Annotated in this window: 21 protein-coding genes and 1 riboswitch; of the genes, 12 read left to right on the forward strand and 9 right to left on the reverse strand. The window is 75.3% G+C overall.

Annotated elements, in window-relative coordinates; translation table 11 throughout:
- Positions 1-9 precede the first annotated feature (9 nt).
- Complete coding sequence (locus tag ACFYUY_RS25120; RefSeq protein WP_387903845.1) at positions 10-687, reverse strand: pyridoxamine 5'-phosphate oxidase family protein; 678 nt, start codon at positions 685-687, stop codon at positions 10-12.
- A 34-nt stretch (positions 688-721) separates the two neighbouring features.
- Between ACFYUY_RS25120 and ACFYUY_RS25125 the strand changes: the two genes are divergently transcribed.
- Both ACFYUY_RS25125 and ACFYUY_RS25130 read left to right on the forward strand, forming a co-directional pair.
- Positions 722-2,059: an aminotransferase class I/II-fold pyridoxal phosphate-dependent enzyme gene (locus tag ACFYUY_RS25125; protein ID WP_387903848.1), complete on the forward strand. Its 1,338-nt coding sequence runs from the start codon at positions 722-724 to the stop codon at positions 2,057-2,059.
- Between the two features lie 296 nt (positions 2,060-2,355).
- Positions 2,356-3,564: a GDSL-type esterase/lipase family protein gene (locus tag ACFYUY_RS25130; protein WP_360220982.1), complete on the forward strand. Its 1,209-nt coding sequence runs from the start codon at positions 2,356-2,358 to the stop codon at positions 3,562-3,564.
- A gap of 50 nt (positions 3,565-3,614) precedes the next feature.
- On the opposite strand, the gene ACFYUY_RS25135 is transcribed toward ACFYUY_RS25130, so the two are convergent.
- Entirely contained in the window at positions 3,615-4,973 is a 1,359-nt protein-coding gene (locus ACFYUY_RS25135) for an NAD(P)/FAD-dependent oxidoreductase (RefSeq protein WP_387903851.1), read from the reverse strand.
- A 207-nt stretch (positions 4,974-5,180) separates the two neighbouring features.
- On the opposite strand from ACFYUY_RS25135, the gene ACFYUY_RS25140 reads away from it, so the two are divergent.
- The 4 genes from ACFYUY_RS25140 to purB all read left to right on the forward strand — a co-directional run bounded on the left by ACFYUY_RS25140 (position 5,181) and on the right by purB (position 8,522).
- Positions 5,181-5,936, forward strand: a complete 756-nt coding sequence (locus tag ACFYUY_RS25140) for a HipA family kinase (RefSeq protein WP_387903854.1) — start codon at positions 5,181-5,183, stop codon at positions 5,934-5,936.
- A complete protein-coding gene (locus ACFYUY_RS25145) occupies positions 5,933-6,349 on the forward strand; it encodes a DUF3037 domain-containing protein (RefSeq protein WP_360220991.1) in 417 nt (138 codons plus the stop codon). The genes ACFYUY_RS25140 and ACFYUY_RS25145 overlap by 4 nt, the downstream gene beginning before the upstream one ends.
- Positions 6,350-6,490: 141 nt before the next feature.
- Positions 6,491-6,946 (forward strand): MarR family winged helix-turn-helix transcriptional regulator, encoded by a 456-nt coding sequence (locus ACFYUY_RS25150; protein WP_387903857.1) that lies wholly within the window; start codon positions 6,491-6,493, stop codon positions 6,944-6,946.
- A 145-nt stretch (positions 6,947-7,091) separates the two neighbouring features.
- Positions 7,092-8,522, forward strand: coding sequence for an adenylosuccinate lyase (gene purB / locus ACFYUY_RS25155; protein WP_360220997.1), 1,431 nt, complete (start codon positions 7,092-7,094; stop codon positions 8,520-8,522).
- A 7-nt stretch (positions 8,523-8,529) separates the two neighbouring features.
- Here purB and ACFYUY_RS25160 read toward each other — a convergent pair whose 3' ends face one another.
- On the reverse strand, positions 8,530-10,062 hold the full coding sequence (locus tag ACFYUY_RS25160; RefSeq protein WP_387903860.1) for an MFS transporter: 1,533 nt from the start codon (positions 10,060-10,062) through the stop codon (positions 8,530-8,532).
- Between the two features lie 312 nt (positions 10,063-10,374).
- Positions 10,375-10,558: riboswitch (cyclic di-AMP (ydaO/yuaA leader) on the forward strand.
- A gap of 2 nt (positions 10,559-10,560) precedes the next feature.
- Between ACFYUY_RS25160 and ACFYUY_RS25165 the strand changes: the two genes are divergently transcribed.
- Positions 10,561-11,562 (forward strand): peptidoglycan DD-metalloendopeptidase family protein, encoded by a 1,002-nt coding sequence (locus ACFYUY_RS25165; protein ID WP_387903863.1) that lies wholly within the window; start codon positions 10,561-10,563, stop codon positions 11,560-11,562.
- Positions 11,563-11,927: 365 nt separating this feature from the next.
- Here the strand turns inward: ACFYUY_RS25165 and ACFYUY_RS25170 are convergent, their stop codons facing one another.
- The 4 genes from ACFYUY_RS25170 to ACFYUY_RS25185 form a co-directional block, all read right to left on the reverse strand.
- Entirely contained in the window at positions 11,928-12,647 is a 720-nt protein-coding gene (locus ACFYUY_RS25170; protein ID WP_360211498.1) for a DUF2470 domain-containing protein, read from the reverse strand.
- Between the two features lie 145 nt (positions 12,648-12,792).
- Complete coding sequence (locus tag ACFYUY_RS25175; protein WP_360211496.1) at positions 12,793-13,200, reverse strand: RidA family protein; 408 nt, start codon at positions 13,198-13,200, stop codon at positions 12,793-12,795.
- Positions 13,201-13,226: 26 nt separating this feature from the next.
- Positions 13,227-13,976, reverse strand: a complete 750-nt coding sequence (locus ACFYUY_RS25180) for an IclR family transcriptional regulator (RefSeq protein ID WP_360211494.1) — start codon at positions 13,974-13,976, stop codon at positions 13,227-13,229.
- A 154-nt stretch (positions 13,977-14,130) separates the two neighbouring features.
- The gene (locus ACFYUY_RS25185) at positions 14,131-15,234 is read right to left on the reverse strand and encodes a sugar kinase (RefSeq protein WP_360211492.1); all 1,104 of its coding nucleotides are present in this window, start codon (positions 15,232-15,234) and stop codon (positions 14,131-14,133) included.
- 125 nt (positions 15,235-15,359) lie between these two features.
- On the opposite strand from ACFYUY_RS25185, the gene ACFYUY_RS25190 reads away from it, so the two are divergent.
- From ACFYUY_RS25190 to ACFYUY_RS25210, 5 genes are all read left to right on the forward strand, one after another.
- Positions 15,360-16,691 (forward strand): alanine racemase, encoded by a 1,332-nt coding sequence (locus tag ACFYUY_RS25190; RefSeq protein ID WP_387903867.1) that lies wholly within the window; start codon positions 15,360-15,362, stop codon positions 16,689-16,691.
- On the forward strand, positions 16,691-18,316 hold the full coding sequence (locus tag ACFYUY_RS25195; RefSeq protein ID WP_360211488.1) for a D-aminoacylase: 1,626 nt from the start codon (positions 16,691-16,693) through the stop codon (positions 18,314-18,316). Before ACFYUY_RS25190 ends, ACFYUY_RS25195 begins: the two co-directional genes overlap by 1 nt.
- Positions 18,313-18,960: a bifunctional 4-hydroxy-2-oxoglutarate aldolase/2-dehydro-3-deoxy-phosphogluconate aldolase gene (locus tag ACFYUY_RS25200; RefSeq protein WP_387903869.1), complete on the forward strand. Its 648-nt coding sequence runs from the start codon at positions 18,313-18,315 to the stop codon at positions 18,958-18,960. The genes ACFYUY_RS25195 and ACFYUY_RS25200 overlap by 4 nt, the downstream gene beginning before the upstream one ends.
- Positions 18,961-19,211: 251 nt before the next feature.
- The gene (locus ACFYUY_RS25205; protein WP_387903870.1) at positions 19,212-20,792 is read left to right on the forward strand and encodes an alpha-amylase family glycosyl hydrolase; all 1,581 of its coding nucleotides are present in this window, start codon (positions 19,212-19,214) and stop codon (positions 20,790-20,792) included.
- Positions 20,793-20,993: 201 nt separating this feature from the next.
- Positions 20,994-22,046, forward strand: a complete 1,053-nt coding sequence (locus tag ACFYUY_RS25210) for a hypothetical protein (protein ID WP_387903873.1) — start codon at positions 20,994-20,996, stop codon at positions 22,044-22,046.
- 124 nt (positions 22,047-22,170) lie between these two features.
- Here the strand turns inward: ACFYUY_RS25210 and ACFYUY_RS25215 are convergent, their stop codons facing one another.
- On the reverse strand, positions 22,171-22,998 hold the full coding sequence (locus ACFYUY_RS25215; protein WP_387903875.1) for a (2Fe-2S)-binding protein: 828 nt from the start codon (positions 22,996-22,998) through the stop codon (positions 22,171-22,173).
- A gap of 172 nt (positions 22,999-23,170) precedes the next feature.
- Positions 23,171-23,725, reverse strand: a complete 555-nt coding sequence (locus tag ACFYUY_RS25220; RefSeq protein ID WP_387903878.1) for a hypothetical protein — start codon at positions 23,723-23,725, stop codon at positions 23,171-23,173.
- Between the last annotated feature and the right edge of the window lie 258 nt (positions 23,726-23,983).

Genomic DNA, 23,983 nt, shown 5'->3' on the forward strand with positions numbered 1-23,983 from the left:
GACCTCCGGTCAGCGCGGGTAGGAGCGCAGGTGCGCCGGGAGCGGGACGGTGGTGGAGGCGTCCGGCTCGGGCGTCCCGTGCACGGTGGAGACCGGTATCAGGCCGGCCCAGTAGGGCAGGTCCAGGTCCTCCGGGTCGTCGTCGGCGCCGTCGGCGCGGGTCTTGGCCGATACCTCGTCGAGCTCCAGCCGGATCACGGCGGTGGCGGCGAGCTCCTTGGCGTTGGCCGGGCGGACCTCGGCGGAGCGGCCCGGGACGGCGTGGTCGACCAGGGCGGCGAGGGCGACGTCCAGCTCCTCGGGGTCGGTGACCTGGTGGGCGGTGCCGTGGGCGACCACCGAGCGGAAGTTGACCGAGTGGTTGAACGCGGACTTGGTCAGCACCAGCGCGTCGACCACCGTCACGGTGACGCAGACCGGCAGGCCCCGGTCGCCGGAGGCGCCGCGCAGCGGACGGCTGCCGGTGGAGCCGTGCACGTAGAGCCGGCTGCCGACCCGGGCGTAGATGGTCGGCAGGACGACCGGGGCGCCGTCGGCGACGAAGCCGAGGTGGCAGATGTACGCGCTGTCGAGGACGGCGTGGATCGCGTCCTGCTCCCAGGTGGCGCGGTCCTTGTACCGGGTGGGGGTGGTGCGGGGCGTGCGGGAGTAGCTGGAGGGGGCGGAGCCGTCTGCGGGGAGCGACATGACAACCTCGTTGTACTAGTGCATAATTTGCTTTGTGCTAGGAGACTATCCGCTGAAAGGGCGACGCGCCAGCGAGATCGCCACCCACATCGAGCAGGGCGTCAGCAGTGGACGCCTCGCCCCCGGAACCGCGCTGCCCCCGCTGCGCGACCTCGCCGCCGAACTCGGCGTCAACCCCAACACCGTCGCCGCCGCCTACCGGCTGCTCCGCGACCGCGGAGTGATCGAGACGGCCGGCCGCAAGGGCAGCCGCATCCTGCCCAGGCCCGCCCTCACTCCGCGCGACCAGATCCGGATCCCCGTCCCGCCGCACGCCCGCGACCTCTCCCACGGCAACCCCGACCCGGCGCTGCTCCCCGACCTCGGCCCCGCGCTCGCCGCCGCCGCCGAGGCCGCCCGGGCCGAGCCCGTCCTCTACGGGCACCCCGCCGTGGACCCCGGACTGCTGGCGCTCGCCCGCGCCTCCTTCGAGGCCGACGGCCTGCCCGGCGGCCCGATCGCCCTCGCCTCCGGCTCGCTCGACACCCTGGAACGCATCCTCGTCACCCGGCTGCGCCCCGGCGACGCCGTCGCCGTCGAGGACCCGGGCTGGGGCAGCCTGCTCGACCTGCTGCCCGCGATCGGCCTGCGGCCGGTGCCCGTCCGCCTGGACGACGAGGGCCCGCTGCCCGGCCCGCTCGCCGCCGCACTGGCCGAGGGCGCCCGTGCCGTGGTGGTCACCAGCCGGGCGCAGAACCCCACCGGCGCCGCGCTCACCGCCCGCCGGGCCGACGAGCTGCGCGACGTCCTGGCCGGCCACCCCGACGTGCTGCTGATCGAGGACGACCACGGGCACGGCATGGTCGACCAGCCCTACCACCCGCTGGTGGGCGCCGGCACCCGGCAGTGGGCGGTGGTGCGCTCGGCGGCCAAGGCCTACGGACCGGACCTGCGGCTCTCGGTGGCCGTCGGCGACGAGGACACCGTCGGACGGCTGACCGGGAGGCTGCGGCTCGGCGCCGGCTGGGTCAGCCTGCTGCTGCAGCGCACCGTCGCCGAGCTGTGGCGCACCGACGCGGCACCGGTCGCCCGGGTGGCCGGCGTCTACCGGACCCGCCGGGACGCGCTGCTCGACGAACTCGCCGCCCGCGGCATCGCCGCGCACGGCCGGAGCGGGCTCAACGTCTGGCTGCCCGTGCCGGACGAGACGTCGGCGCTCGCCGCGCTGGTGCAGCGCGGCTGGGTCGCCGCGCCGGGCGCCCGGTACCGGCTCCAGTCGCCGCCCGGGCTGCGGATCACCACGTCCCGGCTGGACCCGGCGGACGCCCGGCGGCTGGCCGAGGACCTCGCCGGCGTGCTGGGCACGGGCGGGGTCGGCTCGCGCCTGGTGTGACCCGGGCGGCGGCCGGTCACGGGCGGGTCGCCCTTGGGGCGGGTGGTGTTCGGGTGCCGTGCAGGTCAGCGGCCCGCAGGGCGCCCGCGCGCCGTCCGGTGAGGTTGCGCGGCGTCCAACCCCCGGCCCCACTGGTCTGAACCCGGCGGTAACAAAGCGGGAAACCTGCTGCAGATACCTAGCGGTAACTAACGCGGGCATGTCATCTTCATCGCGCCACCGGCCGGCGGCCCACCCTCACCTAGGCGTCCTCCCGTCCCCACCACGCGGGAGGACCGAGCCGCAGGAGTTCCGCCGTGCCCGAAAACGGTTCGAGCATCACCCGCAGCACCCCTCGACTCACCCGACGGCTGCTCACCGCAGCCCTCGCCCTCCCGCTCGCCGCCGGCGGCCTGATGGCCGGGGGCCTCGCCGCGGCCGCGCCGGCCCGGGCCGCCACCTCGGCCGTCCCGAGCGGCCCCACCGCCAGCGTCACCCTCGGCGACAGTTACATCTCCGGCGAGGCCGGCCGCTGGAAGGGCAACGCCGCCGGCACCAGCGGCAGCCGCAACGGCACCGACCGCGCCTGGAACGGCAGCTCCGCCGACGCCTCCCGGGTCTACGGCGCGACGGCCTCCAGTGGCTGCGACCGCTCCGACGTCGCCGAGGTCCTCAGCGCCTCGACCGGGGCCCAGAACGAGATCAACCTGGCCTGCTCCGGCGCCGTCGCCGCCAACGTCTACCGGGCCGCCAACGGTGGCCAGTCCTACAAGGGCGAGGCCCCCCAGGCCGACCAACTCGCCACCGTGGCACGGCAGAACAACGTCAAGCTGATCACCCTGTCGATCGGCGGGAACGACCTCGGCTTCGCCGACATCATCTCCAACTGCGTCCAGGACTACCTGATCTGGTACTCGTACTGCCACGACTCCGCGCAGTCCTCGATCGACTCCAAGCTGCCCACCGCGATGGCCGGGGTCGGCAAGGCCATCGACGAGATCCGCGCGGTGATGACCGGCGCGGGCTACGCCCCCGGCGACTACCGCCTGGTGCTGCAGTCCTACCCGTCGCCGATCCCGCGCAGCTCCGAGATGCGCTACCCGGAGAGCGGGTGGACCCGCTCCAACACCGGCGGCTGTCCGTTCTGGGACGGCGACGCCGACTGGGCGCGCGACTCGATGGTGCCGCAGATCTCCACCGCGCTGGCCGGCGTCGCCTCCGCCAAGGGGGCGCAGTTCCTGGACCTCTCCGACATGCTGCAGGGCCGCGAGGTCTGCTCCACGGCCACCCGGCAGCCCACCTCCGCCTCCGGGCCGTCCGCGACCACCAGCGAGTGGGCCCGCTTCCTGGACGGCGGCCTCAACAGCACCCAGGGCGCCCTGCAGGAGTCGATGCACCCCAACTACTACGGGCAGCAGGCGCTCGGGCGCTGCCTGACGCTGCTGTGGGGCCGCACCAGCGGTGACTACTCCTGCCGCAACACCGCCGGGCAGGACGCGAGCGGGATGTACCTGGCCGCGCGCTGACACCACGCCCGGTGCCCCTCGCAGGCGCGGGGGGCACCGGGCGTGCGGGCTCAGCCCTTGGCGAGCAACGCCTGCGCGTGCGCCCGTACCTGATCCTTCGTCAGATAGGCGTCGGTGTACTCGAAGTCCTGCAGCCGGGCCGGCTGCCGGGCGAGGAAGCCGGTGCGGACGAAGTCGTCCCCCGCGGTCGCGTTGAGCAGCCAGTTCGCGCCGACCCGGAACTTGGCGACGTTGGTGCGCATCGCCATCAGGTGGTAGCCGCGGGCCACCAGCTGCGCCGGCACCCCGCGCAGCTCCACGCCGACCGGCTTGGACACCGCGTCCTTGCCGCCGAGGTCGACCACCAGGCCCAAGTCCTTGTGGTAGTAGGGCTCCAGGGGCTGGTTGCGGAGCGCGGCGATCACGTTGGAGGCCACCGCGCGCCCCTGCCGGGCGGAGTGCTGGGCGGTCGGCGGGCAGACCGCGCCGTCACCCTTGGCGAGGTCCGGCACCGCGGCCGCGTCGCCCAGCGCGAACACGCCCTCGAACTGCGGCACCCGCAGCTCCGCCGTCACCGCCAGCCGGCCGCGGACCGTCTCCGCGTCCAGCGTGCCGATCAGCGGGCTCGCGGCGACCCCGGCCGTCCAGATCAGCGTGCGGCAGGGGAGCACCCGGCCGTCGGTGAACTTGACCGACTCGGCGCCCACTTCGGCCACCGAGACGCCCAGCGAGACCTCGATGCCGCGCTCGCGCAGTACCTCCAGCGCGGCCGTGCCCAGCGCGTCGCCCAGCTCCGGCATCAGCTTCGGGGCGATGTCGATCAGGTGCCACTTGATCTGCCGGGCGTCCAGCCGGGGGTAGCGGCGGGCGGCTGCCGTGGTCAGGCGCTGCAGGCAGGCCGCCGTCTCGGTGCCGGCGTAGCCGCCGCCGACGACCACGAACTGCAGCCGGGACTCGCGCTCCCGCTGGTCCAGGGTGGCCGAGGCGAGGTCGAGTTGGGCGATCACGTGGTCGCGCACGTAGGCGGCCTCGGCGAGCGTCTTCATGCCGCGGGCGTAGTCCGTGAGGCCCGGGATGTCGAAGGTGCGGGTGACGCTGCCGGGGGCGAGCACCAGGTAGTCGTACTTCTGCGCCACCACCTCGTCGGTGATCTTGCGGACCACGCACACCTTGGCGGCCGGGTCCACGCCGATGGCGCCGCCGGGGACGATGTGGGTGCGGCGCAGCGACCGGCGCAGCGACACCGCCACGGACTGGGGGGTCAGCACGCCCGCCGCGACGTGCGGCAGCAGGGGCAGGTAGAGCTGGTAGCTGAACGGAGTGACCAGCGAGATCTCGGCCTCGGCCGGCGAGAGCTTGCGTTCGAGTCGGCGAGCGCACTCCAGGCCGGCGAAGCCACCGCCCACGATCAGGATCCGAGGTCGTTCCATCGCTCATCCCTTTGCCGTGCGGGTCGTGACCGCGAAGGTCCCCATTACTGTCCGCCACACTCGCACGGCGCAGCAGGGCCTGCCACCGGGGCGGGGCTGATGGGGGGTGAGGGGCCGGTGGGGGTGCGGGGAGCAGGGTGACGGGCCGGTGGTGCGGGCCGACGGCGCGGAGCGGCGGGGGCGGGAGGCACCGCTAGGCTGTCGGGCGTGCTCCCCGAGGTGACGGCGATCCGCTACGTGACGCCACTGCGAGAAGGCGGCTCGATGCCGGGCCTGGTCGAGGCCGACGACCGGCGGCTGTACGCGCTGAAATGGGTCGGCGCCGCGCAGGGGCGCAAGGCCCTGGTCGCGGAGGTGCTGGCCGGTGAGCTGGGCCGGCGGCTCGGGCTGCCGGTGCCGGAGCTGGTGACGATCGACCTGGACCCGGTGCTCGCCCGCAGCGAGCCCGACCAGCAGGTCCAGGACCAGATGCGCGCCAGCGGCGGCACCAACCTCGGCATGGCCTTCGTGAGCGGCGCGCTCAACTTCGACCCGCTCTGCTTCGAGGTGGACCCGGAGCTGGCCGGCCGGGTGATCTGGTTCGACGCGCTGATCGGCAACGTCGACCGCTCCTGGCGCAATCCGAACCTGCTGGTGGCGACCGGCGGGCTGCGGCTGATCGACCACGGAGCGAGCCTGATCTTCCACCACGCGTGGTCCGGGGCGGCGGCCTGGGTGCGCCGCCCGTACGACGCCTCCGACCACGCGCTGCTGCGCGCCCGGCCGGACCTGGCGGCCGCCGACGAGGCGCTCGCCCCGCTCGCCGAGGCGGCGGTCGAGGGGGCGGTGGCGCAGATCCCGGACGTCTGGCTGCTGGACGAACCGGGCTTCGACTCACCCGAGGCGGTGCGCGCCGCGTACCGCGACCAGCTGACCGGGCGCCTGGCCGGTCCGCGCGACTGGCTGCCGGAGGTGCCCGCATGACCGAGCCGAGGACGTCCGTGCCGTCGGCGGCCGTGGAGCTGCACGACTACGAGTACGCCGTGATCCGGGCGGTGCCGCGGGTCGAGCGCGGCGAGTGCGTCAACGTGGGGGTGCTGCTGTACTGCCGGCAGAACGCCCACCTCGCCGCGCGCACGCACCTGGACCAGGCCCGGCTGCTGGCGCTGGACCCGGTGGCGGACGTGCAGGGCGTGCGGCGGGCGCTGCACGGCATCGAGGCGGTGTGTGCGGGCGGCCCGCAGGCCGGTCCGGCGGAGGGGGACAGCCCCGGGCAGCGGTTCCGCTGGCTGACCGCGCCGCGCAGCGCGGTCGTCCAGCCGGGGCCGGTGCACACCGGGCTGACCGCGGACCCGGAGGCGGAGCTGCGGCGGCTCTTCGACCAGCTGGTCCTCTGAGGTCCGGTCCTCCGCCCTCCCCGGTCGTCCGCGGCCTTCCGCGGTCCTCCCGGTCCTCCGCGGTGACGGTTCCGCCTCCCCGGTGACGGTTGCCGTGGTCAAAGCTTGAGTTGGTGAAGCACTCCGCCGTACGCTGGTCCCATGGGTTCGACAGCGACGACGACCGTACCGACCAACGCCGAGTTGATGGAGGCGCTGGCCGCCGTCGGCGCGGCGTACTTCCAGGACTTCGCGGCCGCCGCCGCCCGGCACGGGCTCTCCTCGTCCCAGGCCAAGGCGCTGGGCTCGGTGCAGGAGCCGGTGCCGATGCGGGCGCTGGCCGGTCGGCTGGGCTGCGACGCGTCGAACGTCACCGGGATCGTGGACCGGCTGGAGTCGCTGGGCCTCGCCCACCGCGAGGCGGCGGCCGGTGACCGCAGGGTGAAGATCGTCGTGATCACGGACGAGGGTCGGGAGATCCTCACCCGGATCCGCGGCGAGATGGCCCGCACCCACCAGGCCTTCGAGGCGATGACCGACGAGCAGCGGATCGCGCTGCACTCGATCTGCGGGCAGGTCCTGCCGGTGCTGGCCGGGCGGTCGGGCACCGGGGCCTAGGACGCCGCAGCCCGGGCGTAGCGGCCCGGGCATGAGGCCCGGGCGTCGGGACCCGGGCACTGAGGCTCGGGCGCCGCGGGCGGGTGGGGCGCGGCCGCGGATCCGGCGGCGTTCCGGCTGACCTCGGCTGTTAGGCTTGCGAAGCGTGAGCGCGAAGCCCCAGATCCCCAATGTCCTGGCCTCCCGGTACGCCTCGGCGACCCTGGCCCAGCTGTGGTCCCCCGAGCACAAGGTGGTCCTCGAGCGCCACCTGTGGCTCGCCGTCCTGAAGGCCCAGCAGGACCTCGGTGTCGAGGTGCCGGCGAACGCCGTCGCCGACTACGAGCGGGTGATCGACCAGGTCGACCTCGGCTCGATCGCCGCCCGTGAGCGGATCACCCGCCACGACGTGAAGGCCCGGATCGAGGAGTTCAGCGAGCTCGCCGGCCACGAGCAGATCCACAAGGGCATGACGTCCCGGGACCTGACCGAGAACGTCGAGCAGCTGCAGGTCCGCCAGTCGCTGGAGCACGTGCGCGACCGCACGGTGGCCGTGCTGGTCCGGCTGGCCCGCCTGGCCGCCGAGCACTCCGAGCTGGTCATGGCCGGCCGCTCGCACAACGTGGCCGCGCAGGCCACCACCCTGGGCAAGCGCTTCGCCTCGATCGCCGACGAGCTGCTGGTCGCCTTCCGCCGCCTGGAGGAGCTGATCGCCCGCTACCCGCTGCGCGGGATCAAGGGCCCGGTCGGCACCGCCCAGGACATGCTGGACCTGCTCGGCGGCGACACCGCGAAGCTGGCCGAGCTGGAGCAGCGGGTCGCCGGCCACCTTGGCTTCGAGAACGTGCTGACCAGCGTCGGCCAGGTCTACCCGCGCTCGCTGGACTTCGAGGTGCTCACCGCCCTCGTCCAGCTGGCCGCCGCGCCGTCCAGCCTGGCCAAGACCATCCGTCTGATGGCCGGCCACGAGCTGGTCACGGAGGGCTTCAAGGAGGGCCAGGTCGGCTCCTCGGCGATGCCGCACAAGATGAACACCCGTTCCTGCGAGCGGGTCAACGGCCTCGCGGTCATCCTGCGCGGCTACGCCTCGATGACCGGCGAGCTGGCCGGCGACCAGTGGAACGAGGGCGACGTCTCCTGCTCCGTGGTGCGCCGGGTCGCGCTGCCGGACGCGTTCTTCGCCTTCGACGGCCTGCTGGAGACCTTCCTGACCGTCCTCGACGAGTTCGGCGCCTTCCCCGCCGTGATCGAGACCGAGCTGGACCGCTACCTGCCGTTCCTCGCCACCACCAAGGTGCTGATGGGTGCGGTGCGGGCGGGCGTCGGCCGGGAGACCGGGCACGAGGTCATCAAGGAGCACGCCGTCGCCTCCGCGCTGGCGATGCGTGCCGGCGCCCGGGAGAACGAGCTGCTGGACCGCCTGGCCGCCGACGAGCGGATCCCGCTGGACCGGGCCGCGCTGGACGCCCTGCTGGCCGACCGGCTCTCCTTCACCGGTGCGGCCGGTGCCCAGGTCGCCGAGGTCGTCCGCCAGGTGGAGGCCGTCGCCGCCGCCTACCCGGAGGCCGCCAAGTACGCGCCGGGCGACATCCTCTGACGTCGCCTCAGCCCGCTGAGGGCCCCGCCGCCGTTCCGGTGGCGGGGCCCTCGTCCGTGTGCACGTGGCCCGGGTCGAGCGGCGGGGTGGTGCCGCAGGTCCACGCGCAGTCCGGCTCGGCGACGGGGTGGTCCTCCGGCGCGAGCACGTTTCCGCGGACGGTGGCGAGGGCGGTCAGCCCACCGGCGCAGAGCAGACCGGCACAGATCAGCATCGCGGTGTGGAAGGCGGAGTCCACCGCGGACGGCACCCGGTAGGCGTCGCCGCTGAGCCCGGCGAGCGCCGGCAGGGCGGCGACCGCGAGCAGACCGGCCGCGCGGGCGGCGGCGTTGTTGACGCCGCTGGCGATGCCCGCGTGCCGCACCTCGACCGCGGCCAGCACCGTCGCGGTCAGCGGCGCCACCAGCAGGGTCATCCCGCAGCCCATCACCGTCACGGCCGGCAGCACGTCGGCCCAGTAGGTGGAGCCGGCGCCGATGCGCAGCATCAGCAGCACCCCGGCGGCGCACAACAGCGGCCCGACGGTCAGCGGGATCCGCGGGCCGATCCGCTTGCCCAGCCGCCCGGCGCGCGCCGAGAACGTGAGCATCAGCACGGTGATCGGGACCAGGGCGAGGCCGGAGACCAGCGGGGAGAAGCCCGAGACGATCTGCAGCTGCACGACCAGCAGGAAGAACACCCCGCTGAACGCCGCGTAGACGCACAGGGTGACCAGGTTCACGGCGGTGAACAGCCGGGAGGAGAAGAGGCCGAGCGGCAGCATCGGCTCGGCGGCGCGGCGTTCGACCGTGAGGAAGGCCGCGCCGAGCACCAGCCCGACCGCTCCGGCGAACCAGACCGCGGGGGAGAGGCCCTCCCCGGCGGCGGTCAACGCGTAGGTGAGCGCACCGAGGGCGAGCGCGGCGAGCAGCGCACCGAGGACGTCGAAGCGACCGGTGGCGCTCTCGTCCCGGCTCTCCGGGACGTGCCGGGCGCCGACCGCGACGACGGCGGCCGCCAGCGGCAGGTTGAGCAGGAAGATCCACCGCCAGCCGGGGCCGTCCACCAGCCAGCCGCCGAGGAACGGGCCGACCGCCGCCGACACGCCGCCGAGCCCCGACCACAGGCCGACCGCCGCCGAGCGGTCCTCCGGGTGGAAGACGGCCTGCAGCATGGCGAGCGAACCGGGGGTGAGCAGCGCGCCGCCGATGCCCTGCACGGCGCGGGCCGCGACCAGCACCTGGATGGTGGGGGCGGCGGCGCAGGCCGCCGAGGCGGCGGCGAACCAGACCACCCCGATCAGGAACACCCGGCGCCGGCCGTACCGGTCGCCGAGCGCGCCGCCGAGCAGGATCAGCCCGGCGAGCGTCAGCAGATAGGCGTTCAGGGTCCATTGCAGGGAGGCGAGGGAGGCACCGAGGTCGGTGCCGATCCGGGGCAGCGCGACGTTCACCACGGTGCCGTCGAGCATCGCCATGCTGGAGCCGAGCACGGTTGCCAGGAGTACCCAGCGTCCCTGCGCGGTGCCCAGGCGCAGGGTGCCGGCCGCGGAGGTGGCCACGGCCCGATCCTGCGCCCCGCGGGGCCCGCGTGACAAGGGTCACCGGGGGGTGTGTCGACGGTGTGCGGTGCGTGAGCGAACGGTCGCGCAGCGGTGGCGGGATCGGCGCAGCGTCGTGGATCAGTGGCGCCGGGTGAATGGATTGTGCACGCACGGTGCAGCCGATCATTCGGAGTGTCACGGCCCCGGCGGGGATGGTTGTCCGTTCAAGAGATCGACATTGCTTCACCCGGACGGATGGGTTTTAGTTCAGCGACCGCCCGGCCAGTCCGGACGGATCCGCCGGGTGGAACGCCGAATCCTGCCGCTGCCCGGTGGTTCGAACTGAACTCTGTACGGCAGGAGCGGGGGACCCACAGGTAAGTCGCCGGACCGGGATCGGCACGCGCTTCGCGTACCGGATCCCAGGGCCGGCTTGGGGTGAAGCCGCGCATGCGGCCGGGCAACTCCAGCCCGAACCCGACAGCTCACCTCGCAGGCGTCGGAGAGGAAACTTCCATGCCTGCTCAGGCTCGTCGTATCGCCCTGCCCCGCGCCGCCCGCATCGGCATCGCCACCGCGGTCACCGGGGTCTCCTTCGCCCTTCCGCTCGTGGCCGCCGTGAGCGCCCAGGCGCACACCGCCCCGGCCGCCCCGGCCGCGCAGAGCTCCACCTGGACCGGCGCCACCAGCGTCGACGCCAAGCCGGCCGCCCCGGCCGCCGCTCCCGTCACCGCCCCGGCCCAGGCCGAGAGCTACCGCGTCGTCAGCGGTGACACCCTGTCGAAGATCGCCGACGCCAAGCACGTCGACGGTGGCTGGCAGGCGCTGTACGAGCACAACCGCTCGGTCGTCGGCGGCAACCCGAACCTGATCTTCCCGGGTCAGCACCTCTCGATCGCCGGCCACGCCGCGCCGTCCGCGGACGCCGCCCCGGCGAAGCCCGCCGCCCCGGCCGCCCCGGCCAAGCCCGCCGCCCCGGCCAAGCCGAAGGCCCAGGTGCAGGCCAAGACCGAGGCCGCCAAGCCGTCCGCCCCGGTCCAGACCCAGGTGCAGACCGCGGCCCCGAAGCCGGCCGCCGCCGTCACCGCCGCCCCGGCCGCCGCCAGCACCTCGGGCTTCGTCGCCCCGCTGGCCAACCCGAAGCTGGGCACCGCCTACGGCGTGGCCGGTTCGATGTGGGCCTCCGGCCACCACACCGGCCAGGACTTCGTCGCCTCCACCGGCACCCCGCTGCGCGCCGTCGCCAACGGCGTCGTGGTGAAGGCCGGCAACGGTGGCGCCTACGGCAACGAGGTCGAGATCAAGCTCGCCGACGGCCACTACGCCGAGTACGCGCACCTCTCCTCGATCGGCGTGTCGATCGGTCAGGCCGTCACCGTCGGCCAGCAGATCGGCCTCTCCGGTGCGACCGGCAACGTGACCGGCCCGCACCTGCACTTCGAGATCCGCACCGGCTCCGAGTACGGCTCGGACATCGACCCGGTCGCCTACCTGCGGGCGCACGGCGTCGCTCTCTGACCCTGACGGGTCGAGGGCCCGGTCCCGCCGGACGGGCCCTTCGGGACTACCGCTGATGCGGGGCGAAACGATCCTCCGGGATGGTCATGTCGGGTGACCGCTCGACCGGGTGATCGCCGCAACGGCGGACATGGGCGCGGGACACGCCCAGGCCGGCCCGGCTCGCGAGACCTCCCTCGCGAGCCGGGCCGGCCGCTGCCGTTTCCGCCGCCGTTCCCGGGGGCGTTCCCGGTGCGTCTCCGCTTCCGGCGCCGGCGCGCGCAACGGGCGGACGGCGCCGGGGGTGTGACGTCGGCCCCGGGGGCGTCCGCCGCCTGCCGCCTGTCGGGTGCCGTTCGCCGGGTGCCGTTCGCCGGGCTGCGGGTTCAGAGCCGGTGGACGGGCAGGCCCTGCTCCGCGGCGTTCAGCAGCTCGTGCACCCGCTGGCCGAACTCCTCGGTGTCGGCGACGGGTTCGGGGAAGACCAGGCGGACGTCGCGGTGGCCGTGCGGGTGGTCCAGGCGCAGCACCAGGCCGTGCCGGTCCAGGGCGAGCGGCCGGACGTCCGGCCGCCCGGCGAGCAGCGCCGGGTCGAGCAGCCGGGTGAGGACGGCGACGGCGTCCGCGTGGTCGTCGGCGAGGTGGGTGAGCAGTGCGGCCTCGTACCGGGCCAGCGGGTCGGGCGCGGCGTGGGCGAGGTCGGCGGCGGTGAGGGCGCCGGTGCCGTACGGGGTGGACAGGACGGCGTGGGCGACGTCCACGCGCAGGTGGACGCTGATGCCGTCGTCGGCGAGGTGGGCCAGGTGCAGCCGGCCGGCCAGGGTGAGGCGGGCGCGGATCCGGTCGCGGACGGCGACGGGGGAGACGTCGGTGACGTCGAGCACGACCGCGAGGCCGTCGGTCTCGCGCGCGGCGGCGGTGGAGAGCGGGGAGCCGAGCGGGGCGCGCAGGCGCAGCCGGGAGCCGTGGACGGAGACCGGGGTGTCCAGGTCGTGGTGCTCGCCGAGGGCGCGGACGGTGAGCGAGGAGGTCGCGGCGAGGAGGCTGTGGACCCGTTCGGCGGTGGTGGGCTCGGGCACCGGGGCGTCGTCGGTGGGCAGACTCATGACGGACCTCCAGTTGGTTAGGTGAGCCTAACCTAATCACCGTGGGAGGGTGTGGCAAGTGCCGCCCCGTCCGCGCCGTCCGAGCGGTGCGCGGAAGGGCCCGGACGCGCGGGGCGTCCGGGCCCTTCCGTCCGGGCGGCGGCGCTCAGCCGATCACGGCCTGGGCGTCGATCTCGACCAGCATCGGCTCCTGCGGCAGCTCGACGAAGACCGTCGTCCGGCAGGGCTTCACCCCGCCGGGCTTCACGTTCTCCTCGATGAACTCCGCGTAGACCTCGTTCATCAGCGGGAAGTCGGCCCGCTGCGTGAGGTAGACCCGGAACATCACCACGTCCTCGATGGTCGCGCCACCGGCCTCGACGATCGCCTTGACGTTCTCCAGCGTGCGCCGGGTCTGGGCCCGCACGTCGCCGCGGTACAGGTACTCGCCGGTCGCCGGGTCCTGCGGGCCCTGGCCGGAGACCTGGAGGATCGGGCCCTTGCGGACGCCCTGGGAGAACGTCCAGGCGGGCGCGGGGGCGCCGTCGGTGCGGATCTCGGTCTTGTCGGTCATCGGCTTCCTCGTGTTCTGGCGGTCGGTCAGGTACGGTCCGGGCGGCCGCAGTCGGCCGAGACGGCGCGGGCGGTGGCGAGCAGCTGCGGGAGGAGGTCCAGCACCTGCTCGTAGGGCAGCACGACGTCCGGGACGGAGATGGACGCGGCGGCGACGACCCGGCCGGTGACGTCCCGGATCGGCGCCGCCACGCAGTTGATGAACGCCTCGTGTTCGGCGTGGTCCTGCGCCCAGCCCTGGGCGGCCACCCGCTCCAGCTCGGCGAGCAGCTCCTCGGGCGTGGTGAGGGTGCGGGCGGTGTGCGGGGTGAAGTCGATCCCGGCGACCACCCGGCGGCGCTCCGGCAGCGGCAGGTCGGCGAGCAGCACCTTGGAGACGGCGGCGCTGTGCAGGGCGGCGCGCAGGCCGATCCGGGAGTACATCCTGACGGGGTGCCGGGAGTCGAACTTGTCGATGTAGACCACCTCGCCGCCCTCGTACGCGGCCAGATGCACGGTCTGGCCGGTGGCGGCGTTCAGCTCGGCCAGGTGCGGGGCGGCGATCCGGCGCACGCCGCGCTGCTCCAGCGCCAGGCCGGAGAGCGCGAACAGGCCGGCGCCCAGGTGGTAGCGGTAGCCCGCGTCGCGGTAGACGAACCGTTCCTCCTCCAGGCTCTGGAGCAGTCGCAGCACGGTCGTCTTGTGGACGCCGAGCACCTCGGCCAGCTGGTCGAGGGAGCGCTCGCCCTCGCCCAGTTCGGCGAGGATGCGCAGGGCGCGGGTGACGGTCTGGCTCATCGTGCTCCGCTCGGAGGGCTCGGGCTGGGATCGCGGCGCGGGCCGGGGGCGCCGAGCGCGTCGCGGACGCCGCACGCGCCGCACGCGCCGGGAACGCGGGACGCGCCGGGAGCGCGGCGCCGGCCGGGGCTGCGGCGGGGGCCGGGATCGCTGCTCATTCTGCCCGTGCCCACCGGGCCGCGCGGGCCGGGCCCGCGGGGACGGCCGGGCCGGAGATGCCCCGTGCGCACACCCGGGTGGCCGCCCAGTCGGCGGGCGAGGCGTCGAGCAGCGCCGCCACCACGGCGGCGGGCGGCAGCTCGGCCTGGTCGCCGTGGGCCGTCAGCGCGCAGGCGGCGCTCAGGTGGCCGAGTCGCAGCCGACGGCGCTGGTCCAGGCCGCGGACGGTGCCGGCCAGGTAGCCCGCGGCGAACGCGTCGCCCGCGCCGGTGGCCTCGACCACCTCGACGGCCAGCGCCGGCTCGGCCACCGCCGTGCCGTCCCGCTCCAGGGCGGTGACGACGCGGGCCGCGTCCTTGACCACGACCGTGGCGGGGGAGGGGAAGCGCCGGCGCAGCGCGGACGGGTCCCCGGTGCCGAAGGCGGCCTCCGCCTCGTCGGCGCCGAGCAGCAGCAGGTCGGCGGCGTCCAGCAGCGGTGGCAGGACGGCCGGGTCGCGGCCGTGCCAGAGCGCGGGGCGCCAGTTGAGGTCGAAGCTGATCAGCCGGCCCGGGCGCGGGGCGGCGAGCAGGGCGCGCAGCAGGGCCAGGCAGTCGTCGGAGAGCGCGGCGGTGATGCCGGACAGGTGCAGCAGTCGGGCACCCGACAGCAGGCGCGCGGCCGCCGGGTCGGTGAGCAGGGCGGGCGAGAGCGCCGCGGCTGCTGAGCCGCGCCGGTGGTAGTGCAGCCGGCTGCGGCCGGGCCCGAGGTCGTGGCGGTGGCCGCTGTCGCCACCGACCTCCTTGAGGTAGAGGCCGGTCGGGCGGGCCGGGTCCACGGCGACCGCCGAGACGTCCACGCCGCGGGCGGCGACCTCGGCGAGCAGCCGCCGCCCGAAGCCGTCGTCACCGACCCTGCTGATCCAGGCGGTCGGAACGCCGAGCGCGGCCAGCGCGCCGGCCACGTTGGACTCCGCTCCGCCGACCGACAGCCGGAAGGTGTCCACCGCCTCCAGCGGGCCCGGGCGGTCCGGGAGCAGGACGGCCATCGACTCGCCCACGCAGACGGCCGTCGGGGGAGGCCCGGGGCGGCTCGGGCCCGGGGTGTCCTGTCGCGGCATCAGCTGGGCTCCTCGTCTGCGGCGGCCGTTCCGTTGACCGTGATCCGGCGCCGATGCTAGAACCGTGATGCCAGCATGTGCAACCCTCATTGCACATGTTGCAACATGGCAGATGGAGGAAGACGGTGGAGCAGACGTTCGCAAGCCCCGGCACCGGGCCGGGCATCGACGACGCCGCGGTGGCGGCCCTCGCCGACGAGACGCTCGACTGGCGGTTCAAGGCCGCCCCGTCGGACTCTCCCCCCGCCCGGTACCCCGGAGACGCCGCCGGCGCGCGGAGCGTCCGGGACTGGTTGGCCACCGGACCGACCCTCGACGGGCTCGGCACCCCGCTGCTCACCCTGGACGGCGCCGCGCTCGACCACAACATCCGCACCATGGCCCGCTGGTGCGCCGAGGCCGGGGTCGCACTCACCCCGCACGGCAAGACCACCATGGCGCCCGCGCTCTGGCAGGCGCAGCTCGCCGCCGGCAGCCACGGCATCACCCTCGCCAACCTGCCGCAGGTGCGCGTCGCCCGGGCCTTCGGCGTCGAGCGGATCCTGCTCGCCAACACCCTGATCGACCCGGCCGGACTCGCCTGGCTCGCCGCCGAACAGGCCGCCGACCCGGCCTTCGCCCTCGTCTCCTGGGTGGACTCCACCGAGAGCGTGCGGCTGATGGACGAGGCCCTGCGCGCCGCCGGGGCCGACCGGCCGGTCGAGGTCCTCGTCGAACTCGGCGGCCCCGGCGGGCGGACCGGTGCCCGCGGCGTGGACGCGGCCGTCGAGATCGCCGCCGCCGTGCTGCGCGCCCCCACCCTGCGCCTCGCCGGCGTCGGCGGCTACGAGGGCGCCCTCGCCCACGACGCGACCGCCGACGCGCTGGCCACCGTCCGCGGCTACCTCCGGGCCCTCGCCGAGCTGCACGGCCGGCTCGCCCGCGCCTACCCCGACGACGCCCGACCCGTGGTCTCGGCGGGTGGCAGCGCCTACTTCGACCTGGTCGTCGAGGAGCTGACGGCACTGCCGGACGCCATGGTGGTGCTGCGCTCCGGCGCCTACGTCGCGCACGACGACGGCTTCTACCGGGGTATCTCTCCGCTGGTCCGGGGCGCCGGCGCGACGCCCTTCCGCGGCGCGCTGCACGGCTGGGCCCGGGTGGTCTCCCGGCCCGAGCCGCAGCTGGCCCTGCTGGACGCCGGAAAGCGCGACCTGCCCTTCGACGAAGGCCTGCCGGAGCCGCAACTCGTACGCGGCGGGGCCCGGTTGACCGGGACGGCGGCTCGGATCACCGCGCTCAACGACCAGCACGCCTTCCTGCGCGACGCGGGCGACCTCGCTCCGGTCGGCGCGGTGCTGCGGCTCGGCGTCTCGCACCCGTGCACCGCCTTCGACCGGTGGACGGCGATCCCGGTGCTGGACTCCGCCGACGCCGCCGAGCCGAAGGTCACCGGCCTGGTCAGGACGTTCTTCTGATGGCCGGCGGCAGACCGGCGCCCGGGGCGGTCGTGTTCCGGGGCGCGACCGTCGTCGACGGCACCGGGGCCGACCGCTACCGGGCGGACGTGCGGATCGCCGACGGCCTGATCACCGAGATCGGCCACGGCCTCGGCGCCCCCGCGGTGGTGGACGCCGACGGGCTCGTCCTCGCCCCCGGATTCATCGACATGCACGCCCACTCCGACCTCGCCCTGCTGCTCGAACCCGAGCACCCGGCCAAGGTCACCCAGGGCGTCACCTGCGAGGTCCTCGGCCAGGACGGCCTGTCCTACGCCCCGGTGGACGACACCACCCTGCCGCTGCTGCGCCGCCAGCTCGCCGGCTGGAACGGCGATCCGGCGGACCTCGACTGGGACTGGCGCGGCGTCGCGGACTACCTGGACCGGCTCGACCGCACCGGCCCGGCCGTCAACGCCTGCTACCTCGTCCCGCACGGCACGCTGAGGGCCCTCGCCATGGGCTGGGCCGACCGGCCGCCGACCCCGGCCGAACTCGACCGGATGCGCCAGCACCTGGCGCAGGGGCTGCTCGACGGCGCGGTCGGCATGTCCAGCGGTCTCAGCTACACCCCCGGCAGCTACGCGGACACCGCCGAGCTGGTCGAACTGTGCCTGGTGGTCGCGGCCTACGGGGGCTTCCACGCACCCCACCAACGCTCCTACGGTGCGGGCGCGTTGGAGGGGTACGCGGAGATGGTGGAGATCTCCCGGCGGACCGGCTGCGGCCTCCACCTGACCCACGCCACGATGAACTTCGACGTCAACCGGGGCCGGGCCGGCGACCTGCTGGCCCTCGTCGACCAGGCCCTCGCCGACGGCGTCGACCTCACCCTGGACAGCTACCCGTACCTGCCCGGATCCACCACCCTGGCCGCCCTGCTGCCCGGTTGGGCCACCGAGGGCGGCCCGGAGGCGACCCTGGACCGGCTCGCCGACCCGGTGGTCCGCGAACGGATCCGGTACGAGGTGGAGGAGAAGGGCAGCGACGGCTGCCACGGCGTCGTCACCGACTGGGCGACCATCCAGATCTCCGGCGTGCGCTCGCCCGCACTCGCGGACAGCGTCGGCCGGACCGTCGCCGAACTCGCCGCCGAGCAGCGGCGCGGCGGCACCGAGGTCTTCCTCGACCTGCTGCGCCGCGACGACCTGGCCACCACGATCCTCCAGCACGTCGGGCACGAGGAGAACGTCCGGGCGATCATGCGCCACCGGGTGCACACCGTCGGCAGCGACGGACTGCTGGTCGGTGCCCGGCCGCACCCGCGGGCCTGGGGAACCTTCCCCCGCTACCTCGGCCACTACGGCCGGGAGCTGGGCGTCCTGACGCTGGAGGAGACCGTCGCCAGGATGACCGGCCGCCCGGCCGCCCGGCTGGGCCTGCACCGGCGCGGGCGGATCGCCCCCGGCCACCACGCGGACCTGGTGCTCCTCGACCCGGCGAGGATCCGGGACGCCGCCACCTTCGAGCACCCCCGGCGCCCAGCCGAGGGCGTCGAGCACGTGTACGTCAACGGCACCGCCGTCGTCCGGCAGGGCCGCACCACGGGCGCCAGGCCCGGACGCGCCCTGCGCCGCACCGACCGAGGAACCCAGGCCAGATGACCTCCCTCTCCGCCCTGCACGAGGAAAACCAGGTGATCGCGGTGGTCCGCGCCCACCGCATCCCGGACGCCGCCGCGCTCTGCGCCGCCCTCGCCGAGGGCGGCATCGGCTGGACCGAGTTCACCTACACCACGACGGACGTGGTGGACCACCTGCGGCGGGCCGCCCGGGCCGGCCACCGGGTCGGCGTCGGCACCGTGCTGACGGCCGAGCAGGCCGTCCGCGGCGTCGACGCCGGGGCGTCCTTCCTGGTGACGCCCGGCTGCCGGCCCGAGGTCGCCCGGGCCGCGCAGGAGGCCGGAGTGCCCCTGGTGATGGGGGCGCTCACCCCGACCGAGGTCGCCCGGGCCGTGGACCTCGGCGCCGCCGCCGTCAAGATCTTCCCGGCCCGGGCCTTCGGCCCCGGCTACTTCAAGGACCTGCGCGGGCCCTATCCGGACGTCCGGCTGGTCGCCTCCGGCGGGGTCAACGCGGGCAACGCCGCGGACTTCCTGGCGCAGGGGGCGCTCGCGGTCTGCGCGGGGACGGACGTGGTGCCGCCGGACGCGGTCGAGGCCGGGGACTGGTCGGGGATCACCCGGCGGGCCCGGGCGTTCACCGAGGCGTGCGCGCAGGGCGCCGGCCGGGGCGACGGCGCGCGGTAGGCGGCGGGGCGGCCGGCGTGGGGTAGACGGCGGGCCGGCGGCGCGGGGTAGGCGGCGGGGCGGCGTGCGGTCGGGCGGCGGCGGGCCGACGGGCGTCGGTCAGGGGTTGCCCGGCCGGCCGTCGGGGCGGCGGGCTGTCGGGACGGCCGGGTTTGGACGAGAATCGGTGGGCCCCAGCTCCAGCCCCGGCCCGTCGGACCCGGCCCCCCGGATCCGGCCCCGGCCCCGGACCAGGTAGGAGGACCCAGTTCATGACCTCGACCCGCCCCGGCCCCGACTGGCTCGCCGACGCCGTCCTCTACCAGATCTACCCGCAGACCTTCGCCGACTCCGACGGCGACGGCATCGGCGACTTCGCCGGGATCACCGAGCACCTGGAGCACCTCTCCTGGCTCGGCGTCGACACCGTGTGGCTCAACCCCTGTTTCGCCTCGCCGTTCCGCGACGCCGGCTACGACGTCACCGACTACCTCACCCCCGCCCCGCGCTACGGCCGCACCGAGGACCTGGTGGAGCTGGTCGAGGCCGCCCGCCGCCGGGGCATCCGGATCCTGCTCGACCTGGTGGCCGGCCACACCTCCGACCGCCACCCCTGGTTCCTGGCCTCCGCCGAGGACCCGGCCGACCACCGCTACATCTGGTCCGAGCAGCGGGTGGACGGCTTCGTCGCCTCGCCCGGCAGTCGCACCGGCTGGTACCGGCCGAACTTCTTCGACTGCCAACCCGCACTCAACTTCGGCTACGCGCGCACGAGTTCCGCCGAGCCCTGGCGCCAGTCGGTGGACGCCGACGGGCCGCGGGCCAACCGGGCGGCGCTGCGCGGCATCATGGCGCACTGGCTCGGCCTCGGCATCGCGGGCTTCCGGGTGGACATGGCCTACTCGCTGGTCAAGGACGATCCGGGCCTGGTGGAGACCGCCAAGCTGTGGACCGGCGTCCGCGACTGGCTCGACCGCTCGCACCCGCAGGCCGCCCTGTTCGCCGAGTGGGGCGACCCGGCCGCGGCCGTCGCGGCCGGCTTCCACGCGGACTTCTTCCTGCACTTCGGGGGCGCCGACCACGGCCTGCCGCTGCGGTCGCTGTGGAACAACGGCGCCGGGACGGTCGAGGAGTTCTGGCGGCAGGGCCCCTGCTACTTCGAGGCCGAGGGGCGCGGCACCCCGCAGACCTTCCTGGACGCCTGGCGTTCCGCCGCCGAACTGACCGAGGGCGGCGGCTACATCGCGCTGCCCACCGCCAACCACGACTTCTCCCGGCTGGCCACCGGCCCGCGCACCGCCGAGCAGCTCGCCGCGGCCTTCGCGTTCCTGCTCACCTGGCCCACCCTGCCGGCCGTCTACTACGGCGACGAGATCGGCATGCGCTACCTGCCCGGGCTGCCCGACGTGGAGGGCAGCGTGCTCGGCCCGCGGTACAACCGGGCCGGCTCGCGCACGCCGATGCAGTGGCGGCCCGGACCGGCGGCGGGCTTCTCCAGCGCGCCGCCCGAGCGCCTCTACCTGCCCGTCGACCCGGACCCGCGGCGGCCGGACGTGCTCTCCCAGCGGGCCGACCCGACCTCGCTGCTGCACACCGTCCGGCGGTTGATCGCGCTGCGCCGGGCGCACCCGGGCCTGGGCGCGTCCGGCGGGGTGGAGGTCCGGCACGCCGGGTACCCGCTGGTGTACGTCCGGTCCGGTCGGTACCTGGTGGCGGTCAACCCGCGCCGGGAGCCGGGGTCGGTGCGGCTCGCGGACGGTCCGGCGCGGCCGCTGGACGTGCAGGGCGTGCGGGTGGTGGACGGGGAGCTGCGGGCGGACGGGTTCTCGTACGGGGTGTTCGACCTGGGCTGACGCCGCGGCCGGCGGGTGCGGCCGGTGGGCCGGTGGCCGGCCGGGTGGCGGGGTAGCCGGGTGGCGGGGGTGGCCCGTCTTCCGGTCGACGTCGGATAGTTGTAAGCTACATCCTTAGATGGTTGCATTTACCACCTGATTTGGTGGCGTCCGCCATCTGCGAGTCCTGCATCGACCCCACCGGAGGGCGGCCAGCACGCCATGAGCACACCCCAGACCCCCGCCGCGCCGCCCACCCCGGGGCACGCGCTCAAGCACCTCGCCACGCACCTGATCACCCCGCTGCTGATGTGCCTCGGGATGGCCCTCGCCTACCAGGGCGCCTTCCACCAGCCCGAGCCGCGCCACCTCGCGGTCGCCGTGGTCGGCACCGACGCGCAGGCGCAGGGTCTGGCCCGGGCCGTCCGGGCCGAGGCCGGCGACGCCCTCGACGTCCGTACCCTGCCCGACCGGGCCGCCGCCGAGCAGCAGCTGCGCGACCGCACCCTGGTCGGCGCCTTCGTCCCGGACGCGCACCGCCCCGAACTGGTCGTCGCCAAGGGGAACTCGGAGACCTCGGTGGTCGCCGCCACCGCCGTGTTCAGCACGGTCACCGACCGGCAGGGCGTCCCGCTGCACGTCACCGACCTCACCACGCCGGCCGAGGGCGACCCGACCGGCCAGGGCCTGTTCTTCCTGCTGGTCACGCTGAGCATCGGCTCCTACGCCAGCGTCGCGGCGATCGGCGCCGCCGGCGCCGGCCTGAACCTGCGGACCCGGGCGCTGGCCGGCCTCGCGGTGTCCCTGGTGGTGAGCGTGATCGGGATCGTCACGGCGGGCCCGGTCTTCCACGTGGTCGACCACGACCGGGCCGCGGTCTGGGCGCTCGGCTGGCTCTACTCGGCGGGCGTGGTGACCATCGGCGTCGGCCTGCACACCTTCCTGAAGAAGTGGACCACGCTGGCCCTGATGGTGCTGTTCGTGATGCTGAACTTCACCACCTCCGGCGGCATCTACCGGCCCGAGCTGCAGAACGCCTTCTTCGGTGCGCTGCACGGGTTCTGGACCGGCGCCGGCTTCCTGGAGGGCGCCCGCGACATCCTCTACTTCGACGGGGGTGCGGGCTTCGGCGGGCACGTCCTGACGCTGGCGGTCTGGCTGGTGCTGGGCGGGGCCGTGCTGGCGGCCGCCGGGTGGTCCGAGCGGCGCGGGCGCCGTCCGGTCGGGACGGCGGCCGAGAGCGAGGAGGAACTGGCGGAGGCGGTCGCGGTCTGACCGCCCGCCGAGAGGCTCCACCCGGGCCGCGGGCACCGGCGCCGGGTGGGATCGAAGGCCCCGCGCCCGGCCCCGGACAGGCCGGACGCGGGGCCGTGGGCGAGCCGTCCGGGCTCGGTGGGCCTCAGCCGCGCCGGGCCGGTGCGGGTGGCCGGGTGAAGCAGCAGTCGCCGCAGACCCCGGCGCCCGGCCCCACCCGGTAGTACAGGCAGCAGCTCGAACGACGGAAGGCGGCGCCGTGCGGCCCGGTGCGCAGCGTGCCCGTCCCGGCCAGCGGCGGACGGGCGAGCAGTTCGGCGACCAGCGCCCGGGCCCGGCCCGGGGCGTGCGCGTCCAGGACCCGCAGGGTGCCGGCCAGTGCGGACGCCGCGTTGCCCAGCAACAGCCCCGCGGACAGCGGCACGGCGGCCCGGACCGCCGCGGCCAGCGACTCCAGCCGGTCCGTCAGGACGGTCCGGTGCAGCCGGTCGGCGAGGCTGTCCGGCGTGCTGGGCGTGCTGGGCGTGCTGGGCGTGCTGGGCGTGCTGGGCGTGCTGGGCGTGCTGGGCGTGCTGGGCGTGCCGGCTGGCGGGGGCGTCGCGGGTGCGGGCTCCGGCGGCGTCCAGAGGTCGATCGGCCCCTGGTCCGGGATCCGCGTCCAGGCCCGCTCCAGCGTCGGGACCGTCCCCAGCAGCACGGCCGACCCGAGCCCCACCGACCAGAACCGGGCGGCCAGCCCGAGGTGCAGGATCGACGCCGCGACCCGTGGTTCGGCGGTGCCCAGCCGCTGCGCCACCACCCGGATCCGCCCGGCCAGCGGAGCGTCCGGGCCGGTGCCGAACAGGTCGGCCAGCGGGCGGAAGCCCGGCGGCGGGCCCTGGTCGGGTGCGGTGGGGGTGTCGAGCGCGAAGTACGGTCCGACGGCGGCGAGCCGGCCGTAGTCGACGGGCGGGCGGTCGGGTGCGGGGGTCACCGGCCTTCCCCTGTGAGGTCGGTGACCCCCGCGCCCGGGTCGGTGGGCCCGGGGGCGGCGCCCGGTGCGGGGCGGGGCTCGATCGGGCGGTCGACGGGCATCGGGTGGTCCTCCGGGGCGCTCGGGCGGGCGGTGGCGCCGCGCGGCGACGGGAGGCCCCGGCGGGGGTGGCTCAGCCGCGCACGGTGAAGTCGCCACCGGTGGTGCGGATGAAAGGTACCGTGCCCTGGCAGTCCGCGACCGGCAGGCCGAAGGCGCCCCAGACCCAGCCGAGCCGGTCCCCGCGGGGCCCGTCGTCCTCGACCGAGACGGCGACCTTCTGGCCGACCAGCGTGAGGCCCGGGAACCACGGCGCCTCGCCCTTGGTGATCACGCCGGTGGCGATGGCCTCCCGGCCGCCGACGCCCAGGCAGGTGACGTCCCCCTCGAAGTCCGCCACCAGCCGCCCGTCGGTGTGCACGTGGCGGACGTGGAAGTGCCCGCGGGTGGTCCGGGGGTCGGTGTTGACGTCGGCCCGGGCGTCCAGTTCGAAGCGGACCGGGTCGCCCGCGAAGTCGCCGAACGCGGCGGTGAGGACGGCTCCGCCGGTGCCGTGCAGCCGGGCCGTCCCGGCGGCGCCCCGGTCGGCCGGGGCGGCACCGGTCGGGTCCGCGGCGGCGGGAACGGCGGCGGCGACGGTCGCCAGCAGGCAGAGGGCGGCCGCGGTGACGGCGGGGCGACGGTTCATGGCGGGTTCGTCCTTCTCGACGGATGGGGACCGGTTTCGGTGCCACCACTCTCGTCGCAAGGGGTGCGGCCGCACCTCCCGCCGGGGAGGGGAGTCGGCGGCCTCGGGCTCCACCGCGAGGAGGAGCGCGGCCTCCCCCGGGAGAGCCGCCGTCCCGCCGTCCGGCCTGGTCACGGACACGGCGGACACGGGGGGCGCGGCGGGCGCGGCGGACCGGCGTGAACGCGCGGACGGTGTCGCGGATTCCCTCGTCCCGCC

The sequence above is a fragment of the Kitasatospora sp. NPDC004745 genome, from assembly GCF_042873275.1.
Taxonomy (GTDB): domain Bacteria; phylum Actinomycetota; class Actinomycetes; order Streptomycetales; family Streptomycetaceae; genus Kitasatospora.

Bases quoted from the DNA above. Each gene is read 5' to 3' on its own strand.
- ACFYUY_RS25120 (WP_387903845.1), bottom strand. From the start codon at position 687: ATGTCGCTCCCCGCAGACGGCTCCGCCCCCTCCAGCTACTCCCGCACG.
- ACFYUY_RS25135 (WP_387903851.1), bottom strand. From the start codon at position 4,973: ATGGAACGACCTCGGATCCTGATCGTGGGCGGTGGCTTCGCCGGCCTG.
- ACFYUY_RS25145 (WP_360220991.1), top strand. From the start codon at position 5,933: ATGACCGAGCCGAGGACGTCCGTGCCGTCGGCGGCCGTGGAGCTGCAC.
- ACFYUY_RS25150 (WP_387903857.1), top strand. From the start codon at position 6,491: ATGGGTTCGACAGCGACGACGACCGTACCGACCAACGCCGAGTTGATG.
- ACFYUY_RS25165 (WP_387903863.1), top strand. From the start codon at position 10,561: ATGCCTGCTCAGGCTCGTCGTATCGCCCTGCCCCGCGCCGCCCGCATC.
- ACFYUY_RS25170 (WP_360211498.1), bottom strand. From the start codon at position 12,647: ATGAGTCTGCCCACCGACGACGCCCCGGTGCCCGAGCCCACCACCGCC.
- ACFYUY_RS25175 (WP_360211496.1), bottom strand. From the start codon at position 13,200: ATGACCGACAAGACCGAGATCCGCACCGACGGCGCCCCCGCGCCCGCC.
- ACFYUY_RS25180 (WP_360211494.1), bottom strand. From the start codon at position 13,976: ATGAGCCAGACCGTCACCCGCGCCCTGCGCATCCTCGCCGAACTGGGC.
- ACFYUY_RS25185 (WP_360211492.1), bottom strand. From the start codon at position 15,234: ATGCCGCGACAGGACACCCCGGGCCCGAGCCGCCCCGGGCCTCCCCCG.
- ACFYUY_RS25195 (WP_360211488.1), top strand. From the start codon at position 16,691: ATGGCCGGCGGCAGACCGGCGCCCGGGGCGGTCGTGTTCCGGGGCGCG.
- ACFYUY_RS25200 (WP_387903869.1), top strand. From the start codon at position 18,313: ATGACCTCCCTCTCCGCCCTGCACGAGGAAAACCAGGTGATCGCGGTG.
- ACFYUY_RS25205 (WP_387903870.1), top strand. From the start codon at position 19,212: ATGACCTCGACCCGCCCCGGCCCCGACTGGCTCGCCGACGCCGTCCTC.
- ACFYUY_RS25210 (WP_387903873.1), top strand. From the start codon at position 20,994: ATGAGCACACCCCAGACCCCCGCCGCGCCGCCCACCCCGGGGCACGCG.
- ACFYUY_RS25220 (WP_387903878.1), bottom strand. From the start codon at position 23,725: ATGAACCGTCGCCCCGCCGTCACCGCGGCCGCCCTCTGCCTGCTGGCG.